The sequence below is a fragment of the Micromonospora sp. NPDC049107 genome (assembly GCF_040648595.1).
In the GTDB taxonomy this organism is placed as follows: domain Bacteria; phylum Actinomycetota; class Actinomycetes; order Mycobacteriales; family Micromonosporaceae; genus Micromonospora.
Window position 1 is genome coordinate 1 of record NZ_JBEZEC010000004.1, and the last position, 12209, is coordinate 12209.

Annotated in this window: 12 protein-coding genes; 5 read left to right on the plus strand and 7 right to left on the minus strand. The window is 72.9% G+C overall.

Features of this window, described 5'->3' with window-relative positions; all coding sequences use genetic code 11:
* Positions 1-107: 107 nt before the first annotated feature.
* The 4 genes from AB0B55_RS11085 to mqnE form a co-directional block, all read right to left on the minus strand.
* The gene (locus AB0B55_RS11085) at positions 108-581 is read right to left on the minus strand and encodes a hypothetical protein (protein ID WP_357171595.1); all 474 of its coding nucleotides are present in this window, start codon (positions 579-581) and stop codon (positions 108-110) included.
* Between the two features lie 78 nt (positions 582-659).
* Positions 660-938, minus strand: coding sequence for a DUF4229 domain-containing protein (locus AB0B55_RS11090; RefSeq protein ID WP_357133704.1), 279 nt, complete (start codon positions 936-938; stop codon positions 660-662).
* A 38-nt stretch (positions 939-976) separates the two neighbouring features.
* Complete coding sequence (locus AB0B55_RS11095; protein ID WP_357133706.1) at positions 977-1414, minus strand: hypothetical protein; 438 nt, start codon at positions 1412-1414, stop codon at positions 977-979.
* Between the two features lie 23 nt (positions 1415-1437).
* Positions 1438-2607 (minus strand): aminofutalosine synthase MqnE, encoded by a 1170-nt coding sequence (gene mqnE / locus AB0B55_RS11100; protein WP_357133708.1) that lies wholly within the window; start codon positions 2605-2607, stop codon positions 1438-1440.
* A 237-nt stretch (positions 2608-2844) separates the two neighbouring features.
* Between mqnE and AB0B55_RS11105 the strand changes: the two genes are divergently transcribed.
* From AB0B55_RS11105 to AB0B55_RS11120, 4 genes are all read left to right on the plus strand, one after another.
* The gene (locus AB0B55_RS11105) at positions 2845-4398 is read left to right on the plus strand and encodes an NlpC/P60 family protein (protein ID WP_357133710.1); all 1554 of its coding nucleotides are present in this window, start codon (positions 2845-2847) and stop codon (positions 4396-4398) included.
* A 112-nt stretch (positions 4399-4510) separates the two neighbouring features.
* The gene (locus AB0B55_RS11110; RefSeq protein WP_357171596.1) at positions 4511-6220 is read left to right on the plus strand and encodes a hypothetical protein; all 1710 of its coding nucleotides are present in this window, start codon (positions 4511-4513) and stop codon (positions 6218-6220) included.
* 293 nt (positions 6221-6513) lie between these two features.
* Positions 6514-8514, plus strand: coding sequence for a DEAD/DEAH box helicase (locus AB0B55_RS11115; RefSeq protein ID WP_357171820.1), 2001 nt, complete (start codon positions 6514-6516; stop codon positions 8512-8514).
* 108 nt (positions 8515-8622) lie between these two features.
* The gene (locus AB0B55_RS11120) at positions 8623-9243 is read left to right on the plus strand and encodes a putative glycolipid-binding domain-containing protein (protein ID WP_357171821.1); all 621 of its coding nucleotides are present in this window, start codon (positions 8623-8625) and stop codon (positions 9241-9243) included.
* Between the two features lie 37 nt (positions 9244-9280).
* Here AB0B55_RS11120 and AB0B55_RS11125 read toward each other — a convergent pair whose 3' ends face one another.
* Positions 9281-10372, minus strand: coding sequence for a PLP-dependent cysteine synthase family protein (locus AB0B55_RS11125; RefSeq protein WP_357133714.1), 1092 nt, complete (start codon positions 10370-10372; stop codon positions 9281-9283).
* Positions 10373-10394: 22 nt separating this feature from the next.
* Positions 10395-10853, minus strand: coding sequence for an Lrp/AsnC family transcriptional regulator (locus tag AB0B55_RS11130; RefSeq protein WP_357133716.1), 459 nt, complete (start codon positions 10851-10853; stop codon positions 10395-10397).
* 269 nt (positions 10854-11122) lie between these two features.
* On the opposite strand from AB0B55_RS11130, the gene AB0B55_RS11135 reads away from it, so the two are divergent.
* Complete coding sequence (locus tag AB0B55_RS11135; RefSeq protein ID WP_007454516.1) at positions 11123-11389, plus strand: BldC family transcriptional regulator; 267 nt, start codon at positions 11123-11125, stop codon at positions 11387-11389.
* A gap of 71 nt (positions 11390-11460) precedes the next feature.
* On the opposite strand, the gene AB0B55_RS11140 is transcribed toward AB0B55_RS11135, so the two are convergent.
* Entirely contained in the window at positions 11461-12090 is a 630-nt protein-coding gene (locus AB0B55_RS11140) for a UbiX family flavin prenyltransferase (protein ID WP_355048303.1), read from the minus strand.
* Between the last annotated feature and the right edge of the window lie 119 nt (positions 12091-12209).

Sequence of the window (12209 nt, forward strand, 5' to 3'; positions counted from 1 at the left end):
CCCCACCCCACCCCCCACCCGCCCCCCGTCCGGACGGAACGCGGTTGATCAAGAGGTTTGCGTCACCGAATGCCACTCTGCTGACGCAAACCTCTTGATCACGCTTCTCAGGCGCGGTTGGTTGGCTCGGGGAGGGGTTCGTTTGGGGCGCGGTGGCGGCGGACGGTGTGGGTGAGGAAGAGCACCCAGGCGACGGCGGCCACCACTCCGGCGAGGGTTAGCGCGGTGACCAGCAGCCAGGTGGAACCCCCGGCGGCGGCGAAGACGCCCTTGCGCGCGCCCGTGTCCAGTGCGGGGGCCGTCTCGCCCGTCGACAGGGTGTCCGGGGCGTCGTAGAGGATCACGTCCGCCCGCTTGGCACCGTCGTCGGCCACGAAGTCGCCGTGCCAGGTGCAGCTTCGACGGGAACACTCCTCCGAGACGGCCGTGAAGGTGCCCGCGGTGCCACCACCGCCCTTCGCCTGCCAGGCCGGTCCGAGGTCACCAACGCCCAGCAGCAGACCGATGCCGGCGATGACAGGCAGGCCGACCCAGACGAAAACCTTGGCCCGCCAGTCGCTGATCTTGTTGAAGATTTCCACGGCGGGAGACACTAACGGCAGGCAGCCGCTCCCGCCGCCCCGTTTCGACGGTCCCCGCGCGGCACGCGTCCGCAGGCCCTACGGCTGCCGCCGCTCACCCTCGTCGGACTGCTCGTCCTCGCCGGCCAGGGCGGAGCGGAGGCGCTCCTTCTCTGCCTTGCGACGAGCCGTGGCCTCGGCCATCTCGTGGGCCATCTCGTCGCGCCAGCCGCGCAGCAGGAAGAAGGAGAGCGCGGCGGAGAACGCCAGCGCCAGGATCAGCTTCAGGAAGATGTCCACGTCGACCAGCCAGAGGGCCGCCAGTACGGCGACGAACAGCCCGATCCGGCCCAGCGTGTACTTGAGCGCCGCGCTCACCTCATGTACTCCTTCTCCGCGCCCGATGGGCGGGTCACTCAGCCCGTCCGGCGGGCCAGCCAACGGACGCCGGGGAACCAGATCGTCGCGTACGCCACTGTGAACGCCGCCGCCGCCAACGCGCCGGACAGCAGCGGCGGCAACCCCGCGCCCAGCCCGGCGACCAGCAGCCCCACGAACACCGCGACCGCCGCCGCGACGAGCGCCGCCACCACCCGGGCAGCCCCGAACCCCCAGGCGCGGAAGTCGTCCCAGAACAGCCAGGCCGGCAGGATCACCGCGAGCCAACCGTTGGTGTGCCCGAAGTCGGCGGCGCCGAACGAGGCGAACGCCCACTCGAACAGCACGAGCGCCAGCACACCGATGACCAGGCCGGCCAGGCACACCCCGAGCAGGTCACCAAGCGTACGGACGCGCCCCTCGGCGTCTCGTCGGGGGAAGCCGCCCTGCTGCTCGGCGCTGCGCTGCTCGGTCATCGACTGCGAGGGTACGTGGTGTCTCAGGCCCAGACCTGCTGCGGCTCGGCGCGGCGCTCGGCCAGCGACGGCGCCCGGTCGTACTCCCGGACGACGTTGTAGCGGGTGTCCCGCTCGACCGGCTGGAAGCCGGCGTCCCAGATCAGGTTCAGCAGGTCGTCGCGGTGCATGGTGTTCGGGGTGCCGTACGAGTCGGCGTCGTGGGTGATCTTGTATTCGACCACTGAGCCATCCAGGTCGTCCACGCCGAAGTTCAACGAGAGCTGGGCCACCGACAGGCCGTGCATCACCCAGAAGTTCTTCACGTGCGGCACGTTGTCGAACAGCAGCCGAGACACGGCGAACGTCTTCAGCGACTCGGCCGGCGAGGCCATCGTCGTGCGCGCCTGGATCCGGTTACGGATCTTGCCGTCCGCCGAGTCGACGAAGTCGTGCTGGTAGCGCAGCGGGATGAAGACCGCGAAACCGCCGGTCTCGTCCTGCAACTCCCGCAGGCGCAGCACGTGGTCGACGCGGTGCCGGGGCTCCTCGATGTGGCCGTACAGCATGGTCGCCGGGGTCTTCATGCCCTTGCTGTGGGCCAGGGCGTGAATGCGCGACCAGTCCTCCCAGTGGCACTCGTGGTCGACGATGTGCTGGCGGACCTCCCAGTCGAAGATCTCCGCGCCGCCACCGGTCAGCGACTCCAGGCCGGCGTCCATCAGCTCGTCGAGAATCTCGTCGGCGCTCAGGCCGCTGATCTTCTCAAACCACTGCACCTCGGTCGCGGTGAAGCACTTGAGCTTGACGTTCGGCAGCGCCGCCTTCAGCTCGCGCAGCACCTTCGGGTAGTAGCGCCACGGCAGCGTCGGGTGCAGGCCGTTGACGATGTGCAGCTCGGTGAGCTGCTCATCCTCCATCTCCTTGGCCTTGCGGACCGCCTCGTCGATGCGCATCGTGTACGCGTCCTTCTCGCCCGGCTTACGCTGGAACGAGCAGTACGCGCAGGACGCCGAGCAGACGTTCGTCAGGTTGAGGTGCCGGTTGACGTTGAACATCACCCGCTCACCGTTCAGCTCGGTGCGCTTGTGGTGCGCCAGCCGCCCCAACCAGGTCAGGTCGTCGCTGTCGTAGAGGGCGACGCCGTCCTCCCGGGTCAGCCGCTCACCGGCGTACACCTTCGCTTCGAGCTCACGCTTGAGTCCGGCGTCCATGGCACGTCCCTTCCACCTGCGGTCTTTCCCGAGGGTACGTCGACCCCCCGGTGGGCCGGGCGGCACGGTCCGCGACAGCGACCCACTTCACCGGACTCTCAGCCTCCCGTAACCCGCCGATGCATCGACATCACTGCCGCCGTGCGGTAAGACAAGGTGGGGCGGAACTCACACACTGGTACCGTCCCGACGGTCGCGCCCACCGAGCGCGACGACGAGCACCGGACGGGGAGCGGAATGGTCGACAGCGGGCGCGGGCGACGGCAGCGACGACGGAGCCCGGTGATCTCGCCGGTGCTGCGGCCGAAGCTCTGGGCCGCCCTGCTCGGCGCGATCGCCGCCGCCGTGCTGGCCACCCCCGCGTACGCCGAGCCAACCGTGCCCTCGACCGTGCCGGACACCGGCGCGCGTCCACCGGCCATCGGTGCCCCGCAGGTGCCCGGCAGCCCGCCCCTCGCCGGCGTCCCGGCCCCCCCGGTCAACCTCGGCAACGGCCCGCTGGCCGCCCAGATCGCCGCCGCCGAGAGTCAGGTCGGCCTGCTCGGCGACCAACTACTGCTGACCCGACAGAAACGTACCGACGCGCAGGCGCAGCTCGTCGCGGCCGGCAAGGTGCTGGCGACCACGCAGGACGCTCTCCTCCGCGCCCAGCAGGCAGCCGACTCCGCAGCCTCGGACGCGGTCAAGGCGGCCGCCGCCCTGCCGCCGGGTGACTTCGTCGACGACATCCAGGGCCTGAGCCGGCTCCAGCGCATCAACCGTGGCGAGAAGGTCGAGGGTGCCACCACCGCCGTGACCGGCGAGTTGGCGCGGGCCCGGGCCAGCGAACAGACCGCCTACCAGGCACACACCGCGGCCAAGGCGGCCGTCGACGCCGTCGAGGCGGAGTTCGCCACCGGCGAGAATGCCCTGCGCACCGCCGAGGCCAGCCTGCTCAAGCTCCGCAAGGACAACGCCGCCCAGCTGATCCTGCTCGAACGGCAGCAGGAGGCCGCCGAGCAGCAGTTCGGATCGGGCTACGTCGCCGGCCAGAGCACCAGCGGCATGTCCGCGCACCCGCGGGCGCTGGCCGCCGTCCGGTACGCGCTCGCCCAGCTCGGTGACCCGTACAAGTGGTCCGAGGAGGGGCCGGACCAGTTCGACTGTTCGGGTCTGATGTGGGCCGCGTACCGCTCCCCGGGCGCCGACTACTTCGATCTGCCCCGGGTCTCCCGCGACCAGTACGCCGCCACCCGGTCCCGCACCGTACGACCCAGCGAGGCGCTCCCCGGCGACCTGATGTTCTTCGCCTCCGGCAGCAGCTACACCACGATCCACCACGTCACCATGTACATCGGTAACGGCAAGATGGTGCAGGCGCCCACGACCGGCGACGTGGTCAAGGTCTCGGTGGTCAACTGGTCCCGGCTCTACGCCGTTACCCGGGTGATCGGGGCGGTGCCGACCCCGAACGTGCCCCTTCCGCCGGTGCCGCCGCCGGCCACCAGCAAGCCGACGCCGCCCGCGAAGCCGACGCCCACCCCCAAGCCGACCCCCACCGGCAAGCCGACCACGAAGCCGCCGACCCCGCCGACCGGCACGGGTACGCCGAAGCCCACCGGTACGCCGACCGGTACGCCGGAGCCGACCGGCGGCACCTCGCCGACCCCGACGGACAGCCCGACCAACACGCCGACGACGCTGCCGCCGCCCCCCACCACGGCACCGGCCAGCTCATCGGCCTCCGCCGCCAGCACGCCGTCCACCAGCCGGAGCGGGACGACCAGCGACAGCCCGAGCGCGGGACGCTGATCCGCCACCGGGGCTCCGGCTGTCCGCCTGGGACGATCTGTGGCACGGTGACAACCAGGCACACCCGGTCCGACGTCACGGGCCGGGTGCGAGCGTGGCGCGGAGGGCGGAGATGGCCGAGCAGAGAGATCCGGCGGAGAGTGTCGACGTCGGCCGGGCCGCGGGGCTGACGACCGCGGATCCGACGACCGCTGATCCGACGACCGACGCCGGCTCGCCGGCCGGTGCTCCCAGCGCCACGCTGACCAGCGCCGACCGGGACACCGCGCTCACCGACGCCGCGGTGCGGGACGGGAACGCCGCGCTCGACGGCGACACCGGCGACGGGGTCGCGGAGTCCGATGGAAAGGCCGCCGGCACGTACGACGCGACAGCCGGAGACGACGCCGCGGGCGACCCCGTCGACGACGCGCACGGCCACGGGGCGGACGTCGAGCCGTCGGAGGACGCCGCCGCTGATCCGACCGCCGCCCCGGTGCGGGCGCGGGCCAGCGTCGCGACAGCCCACCCACGCCCCGGTGATCTGCCGGTGAGCGCTCCAGCCACCGCGACCACCTACCGGGCGGCCGGCTCGGCCAGCACACTGCCCGCGCAGCGGGACATCTCGCCCGCACCGGCATCGGCCGACACCTCGACCGCCCCGGCGCGCGCCAGCGCGACGGCGTCGGTGACCGCCAGCGCCACCGCGCCGACCAGCGCCACCGCCACCGGCCCGACGCCGACGCAGGCCACGGGCCCAACGCCAGCGCCCGCCACCGGCTCGACGCCGACGCAGGCCACCGCCACGGGCACCGCCACCGGCCCGACGTCGGCGCGGGCCAGCGCCACGGTCCCCGGCAGCAGCCGGGTCGCGGCCGGCGGCGGGGCCGCGCCGGAGCCCCGGGCGAGCACGTCCGCCGTCTACCGGTCGGGACCGGTGAATCCCGAACCGCCCGAGCCGGCGCAACCCCCGGAGCCGGCGCAGCCGCCCGCGCGTCCGGCCCCGGAACCGACACCGCCGGGGCCGGGCGAGCCGGAGCCCGCACCGAGCCCAGGGCCGTACCCGCCCGGTCCGACGCCGACGCCGGGCCCCTTCCCCACGCCCCGACCGGACCCGGTGCCGCCGGTTCCGGGACCGCCCGTGCCACCACCCTCGCCGATGCCGCCTGTCCCGGGGCCGCCGACGCCACCCGTCCCCGGGCCGCCGATGCCGCCGCCTGGCCCGCCGGTGCCCGCGCCACCGCCGCAGCCCGGCCCGATGCCGGCGCCACCGTTCCCGCCGCCTCCGGCGACGACCGGCACGCCGGGCGCACCCGCCACGGGTTCGGTCTCCGCGCCGCCGGCCACCTTCTCCGGATGGACCGCCGCGCCGCCCGCCCCGGGCAGCGCCTGGGCCGGGACACCCGGGTCCGCCCCGCCGGTGGTTCCCGCGCCCGCGCTGCCGACGTGGCCGCCGTCCACCACCCCCCTGCCCGGCGGTACGGACCACCGGACGACCACCCCGCACGGCGGGCCCGAGCGGCGAAGCACGACGGCCGATGGTCGTACCGGAGCCCGTGCCGGCGGCGCTGACCAGGCGGGCACCGTCTACGCCAGCGGCGACGGGCCGGGTTTCACCACGATCGCCCTACCGGCGAACGCGGCGGTGGAGAATTCCGGCTCGCTGACCGGGCACATCCTCGCCCAGGGCTGGTCGGACACCCCGGCGGAGCGCTCCCGGAACACCCGCGTGGTGATCGTCCTGATCGCCGCGTTGGGGCTCCTGATCGGGATCAGCGTGCTGGTCGTCCTGCTCGCCAACAACGCCCTGGACGGCCTGATGGGCGGCATGCTCGACGGCTGATCGACACCACGGCTGCGAGGGTGAGTCCGCCCACTACGGTCGGTCAACCGGCTGGCGACTCCGCCGAATCGCCGTACACTGGTCGGGATCACTGACCTGGCGCGCCCGATGTGCGCCCATGGGCGATCTTGCGGGCGATCCGGCGGCACAGCCGCGGCAGGCCATCGCGAAGATGCGCCCCGCTTGAAAGGCATTTGTTGACCACCTCTGCTGACCCCAGCACCGTTCCGTCCGTTTTCGATTCCGCCACGACGGCGGTCGACGCCCCCGTGACGTCCGACGCCCCCGTGACGATCGACGCCCCCGAGACGTCTGACGCCGTTTCGGCCGAGACCGCCGAGTCGATCGACTTCGCCGGTCTGGGCCTGCCCGAGCCGCTGGTTCGCGCTCTGGCCCGACAGGGCATCACCGCACCCTTCCCGATCCAGCAGGCCACCGTCCCCGACGCCCTCGCCGGGCGGGACGTGCTCGGTCGTGGGCAGACCGGGTCGGGCAAGACCCTCGCCTTCGGCCTCCCGCTGCTGGCCCGCGTCGCCGCCGGGCGTCCGGCGCGTCCGATGCGGCCACGCGCCCTGGTCCTGGTACCGACCCGCGAGCTGGCCATGCAGGTCAACGACGCGCTCCTGCCGTTGGGCAAGGCGCTCAACGTGTTCCTGAAGACCGCCGTCGGCGGTGTTCCATACGACCGCCAGATCGACGCGCTCCGGCGGGGCGTGGAGATCATCGTGGCGACCCCGGGCCGGCTCGGCGACCTGATCGAACGGGGCATCTGCCAGCTCGACGACGTCGAGGTGACGGTGCTCGACGAGGCCGACCAGATGGCCGACATGGGCTTCCTCCCCGAGGTGACCGAACTGCTGGCGAAGACGCCGGCCGGCGGTCAGCGCCTGCTCTTCTCCGCCACTCTGGACGGCGACGTCGACGCGCTGGTCAAGCGATTCATGAACGACCCGGTGACGCACTCCACCGCGCCGTCCACCGCCTCGGTGTCCACCATGGACCACCACGTGCTGCTGATCCCGCCGCACGACAAGTTTCCGGTGACCGCCTCGATCGCGGCGCGGGACGGACGGACCATGGTGTTCGCGCGTACGCAGATGGGCGTCGACCGGCTGGTCGACCAGTTGGCCGCGGTCGGCGTGCGGGCCGGTGGGCTGCACGGCGGCAAGACCCAGCGGATGCGGACCAAGACCCTCGCCGAGTTCCGTGAGGGTCGGATGAACGTCCTGGTCGCCACCGACGTGGCGGCCCGTGGTATCCACGTCGACGGGGTCACGCTGGTGCTGCACGTCGACCCGCCGAAGGACCCGAAGGACTACCTGCACCGTGCCGGTCGTACCGCCCGCGCGGGCGAGTCCGGCGCGGTCGCCACGCTGGTGCTGCCCAAGCAGCGCCGTACCACCCTCGCGATGATGGAGAAGGCCGGCGTCGCGCCGGCCGAGACCCGCGTCCGGGTCGGCGACCCGGTGTTGGCGGAGCTGATCGGCGCCCGCGAGCCCAGCGGCGTTCCGGTTCGTGTCGAGGCGGAGCCGCGCGGCTTCGGTGACCGCTCCGGCGGTGGACGACGGTTCGACGACCGCTCCGGCGGCCCGCGCCGGTTCGGCGACCGGCCGCAGGGCGAGCGCCGGTACGGCGACCGTCCCCAGGGCGAGCGCCGCTACGGCGACCGGCCCACCGGCGACCGGCAGTACGGCGACCGCCCGCAGGGCGAGCGCCGCTACGGCGACCGGCCCACCGGCGAGCGCCGCTTCGGCGACCGGCCGCAGGGCGACCGACAGTACGGCGACCGTCCCCAGGGCGAGCGCCGCTACGGCGACCGGCCCACCGGCGAGCGCCGGTACGCCGATCGCGACAGTCGCGGCTACGGCGACCGCCCGCAGACCGACCGGAGTGACCGACCGGCCGGTGAGCGCCGCTTCGGCGACCGCCCGCAGGGCGACCGGCAGTACGGCGACCGGCCGACGGGCGAGCGCCGCTACGGCGACCGCCCGCAGGGCGACCGACAGTACGGCGACCGCCCGCAGGGCGAGCGCCGCTACGCCGACCGGCCGACGGGCGAGCGCCGCTTCGGCGACCGCCCGCAGGGCGACCGCCCGCAGGGTGACCGGCAGTACGGTGACCGGCCGACCGGCGAGCGCCGCTACGGCGACCGGCCGCAGGCCGACCGGGGTGAGCGGCGCTTCCCGGACCGCGACAGCCGGGGCGGCTACCGCTCCGAGGGCCGTGGTCGGGACGACCGACCGCGTGATGATCGGCGGGGTTTCGGCGGGCGGCCGCCGGCGCGTACCCACTGATCTTCTGATCCACGCCGAACGCCGTCGCGGAGCTTGTGCTCCGCGGCGGCGTTCCCGCATGCGCTGCCGACCGCGTCCGGGTCGCGTAACGTCCGGCTCATGGCGACCATGACCAAGTCGATCTTCTGGTCCCGGACGGACACCGCCGGCAGCGAACATGCCCTGCTCGACGACGGCGACGCGTTGTCGGCGCGCGGCACCGTGCTTGCCGTCGATCCGATTCCGTTCACCGCCCGCTACCGGCTGACGACCGCGCCCGACGGGAGCACCGCCCGGGTCGAGGTCGAGGCCGAGGGGTCGGGTTGGCTTCGGCGCGTGACCCTCGAGCGGGCCACGTCCCGGTGGCGGGTCACCACCGCCGAGCAGGGCGACCTGGATGCCGCACTGGTCGGGGCCGGACACCCGCGCGCCGGCTTGCCCGGCACCGACGACCCGGATCGCCTCGCCGACGCGCTCGACGTCGACCTGAGTGGCTCGCCGCTGTTCAACGCCCTTCCGGTACGCCGGCTCGGGTTGACCGGCGGACCGGCCGACATGCCGCGCCGGATCACGGTCGCGTGGGTGCTGCTGCCGGGCCTGGAGGTGGTGCCGGCCGAGCAGATCTACACCGGGCTCGGTCCGGGCCGGGTACGGTTCGCCAGCGGCACCTTCACGGCCGACATCGACCTGGACGCCGACGGGTACGTGGTGCGCTATCCCGGCCTTGCCGAACGGATCGACCCCCGCTGACGGCTGCGCGGGCCCGCCGTCGGACCGGACAGGCAGCTCAGGCGGGCCAGTCGCCGCTGCTCAGGAAGCGCTCGACGGTCGCAGCGTGCGGCGTCAGGTCGAGGCCCTGGGCGGCGACCCAGTCGTCGGAGTAGTACGTGTCGGCGTACCGGTCACCGGCGTCGCAGATCAGGCTGACCACCGAGCCGGTCCGCCCCTCGGCCAGCATGCCGGCGATGAGGCTGAACGCGCCCCACAGGTTGGTGCCGGTGGAGCCGCCCACCCGACGACCGAGCACCGTCGAGCCGGCGCGCATGGCGGCCAGCGAGGCCGCGTCCGGCACCTGGACCATCCGGTCCACGACCGAGGGCAGGAAGGACGCCTCGACCGTGGGCCGGCCGATCCCCTCGATGCGGGAGCCCTTGCCGGTGCGTACGGACCAGTCGGCGGCCACCCAGGCGGGGTAGAAGGCGGAGTTCTCCGGGTCCACGACGCAGAGCTTGGTGGCCAGGCGGCGGTAGCGGGCGTACCGGCCGATGGTGGCGCTGGTGCCACCGGTGCCGGCGCCGACCACGATCCAGGCCGGGATGGGGTGTCGTTCCAGCTCCAACTGCGCGTAGATCGACTCGGCGATGTTGTTGTTACCTCGCCAGTCGGTGGCCCGCTCGGCGTACGTGAACTGGTCCATGAAGTGGCCGCCGGAGTCCTCGGCCAGCCAGCGGGCCTCGACCACCACGCCCGCCGGGTCGTCCACCAGGTGGCACCGGCCGCCCTGGAACTCGATCTGCGCGATCTTCTCGGGCGAGGTGGAGGCGGGCATCACGGCGATGAACGGCAGGCCGAGCATGCGGGCGAAGTACGCCTCGGAGACCGCCGTGGAGCCCGAGGACGCCTCGACGATCGTGGTCTGCGGCCCGATCCAGCCGTTGCACAGGCCGTAGAGGAACAGTGAGCGGGCCAGCCGGTGCTTCAGCGAGCCGGTCGGGTGGGACGACTCGTCCTTGAGGTAGAGGTCGATCCCCCACGCCCGGGGCAGCGGGAAGGGCAGCAGGTGGGTGTCGGCCGAGCGGTTGGCGTCGGCCTCGACGGCGGCAATCGCCTCGGTCACCCAGCTACGGCTGGCCTCGTCGCACCGGTCGAGATGAGTCACGCCCGGAAACCTAGCAACCAGCTCAGGTGGGCTGCGGACCGACCGCCTGGGGGCGGTTCTCCCACTTGGTGGAGAGGGCGATGGCGGTGCGCGTGGAGGCGACCCCGGGGGTCCGGTTGAGCCGCACGATGAGTTGCTCCAGCTCGGCGATCGTGCCGACCCGGGCCTTCAGCAGGAACGACTCGACGCCCGCCATGAAGTAGCAGGACTCGATCTCGGGCAGCACCCGCAGCGACTCCAGCATGTCGTCGGAGTCCGCGCCGGAGTCCTCGACGATGCCGATCAGCGCGGTGACGCCCAGCCCGATCGCCTCGGGCGCCACGTCCGCCCGGTAGCCCAGCACCACGCCGCTGCTCTCCAGCTTGCCGACGCGTTCGTGCACGGCCGGGGCGGAGAGGCCCACCTGTCGGGCCAGCTCGGCGTACGACAGGCGGGCGTTGCCGCGCAGCAGGTCGACGAGGCTCAGGTCGATGGCGTCCACGGAGAGTGACCTTAACGCGTTGGGCGTAACGCGAGGCCTTCGGCATCCGTTGGTCAGAACAGTGAGTAACTGTTCATAAACTGACGGTCTAGGTAGGGGTTGCACCAGTACCATTTACTAACTTCCCAGTCAGTGCATTTTTCGCGTTTGGCGGACAGGCCAGGTCCCTGGTGCTGTAATTGCCATACGTCCCTCATGACGGCTCTGGGCTCGCACCAGCCGGGGGCAGTGTGTTCAGCCAGGGGCTTCGTCGACGCGAGGAGGGGGCTGTGGACACTGGAGATCGCCTGCTGACACCGGGTGAGGTCGCCGCGCTGTTTCGGGTAGACCCGAAGACTGTGACGAGATGGGCGGCGGCCGGCCGGATAGGAAGCATCCGGACTCCAGGCGGGCATCGCCGGTTTCGGGAATCCGAGGTGCGAGCCCTGCTTGAGGGGGAGGGCATGCTGGACGAGGTGGACGAGGTCGGAAAGCCACGCAACGTGGGTCCGGCCGCCTCCACCGGGCCGGGTCCGGCCAACGCCGGCATGTACTGAACTGGTGCGGACAATGTCAGGCGGACCGGACACCTGTCCGGTCCGCGCACCACTGCAACCCAGGTGACGGCTCAGCTCCGGGCCGCGCCGAGTTGGCCGGACCACCGGCGGAACAGGGTGTGTGGCACGCCGAGCGCGTCCAGCACCTTGCCGGCCACGAAGTCGACCAGTTGCTGCGCGCTGGCCGCCGCGCCCGCGCCGTAGAAGCCGGGGCTGGCCGGCAGCACGACCGCGCCGGCGTCGTGCAACGCGATCAGGTGCTCCAGGTGGCTGCGGGTCACCGGGGTCTCCCGGGGCACCACCACGACCGGTCGGCGCTCCTTCAGGTTGACCTCCGCGGCACGTTGCAGCAGATCCTTGGAGAGCCCGATCGCGATGCCGGCGCAGGCCGCGGTGCTGGCGGGTACGACGGCCATTCCGCGTACCCGGTAGGAACCGCTGCTGGGTCCGGCGGCCAGGTCGCCGGCCGGCCAGTGGCGTACGTCCGCTCCGGTCAGGTCCCGGCCCAGCCAGGCCGCGAGGTCTTCGGCCCAGTGCGCGTCGCGGAACGAGCGCCCGGTCTCGTCCAGCAGGGTAAGCCGGGCCGCCCGGGACACGATGAGGTCCACCGGCTCGCCCGCGTCGAGCAGCCCGCCGACGACGGCCGCCGCGTACGGCGTACCGGAGGCCCCGGAGACACCGACCACCCATGGTTCCCGCATGCCCCCAGCCTGCCTGGTCGACGCCGCGCGCCGCTGGGCACCCCACGATCCGCCGCGCCGCAGCCGCCCGACTTGTCCGGCCGGGTAGGTGGTTATCCCGCCGACCTGCGATGCTGCCG

Bases quoted from the DNA above. Each gene is read 5' to 3' on its own strand.
- AB0B55_RS11095 (WP_357133706.1), bottom strand. From the start codon at position 1,414: ATGACCGAGCAGCGCAGCGCCGAGCAGCAGGGCGGCTTCCCCCGACGA.
- mqnE (WP_357133708.1), bottom strand. From the start codon at position 2,607: ATGGACGCCGGACTCAAGCGTGAGCTCGAAGCGAAGGTGTACGCCGGT.
- AB0B55_RS11105 (WP_357133710.1), top strand. From the start codon at position 2,845: ATGGTCGACAGCGGGCGCGGGCGACGGCAGCGACGACGGAGCCCGGTG.
- AB0B55_RS11110 (WP_357171596.1), top strand. From the start codon at position 4,511: ATGGCCGAGCAGAGAGATCCGGCGGAGAGTGTCGACGTCGGCCGGGCC.
- AB0B55_RS11120 (WP_357171821.1), top strand. From the start codon at position 8,623: ATGACCAAGTCGATCTTCTGGTCCCGGACGGACACCGCCGGCAGCGAA.
- AB0B55_RS11140 (WP_355048303.1), bottom strand. From the start codon at position 12,090: ATGCGGGAACCATGGGTGGTCGGTGTCTCCGGGGCCTCCGGTACGCCG.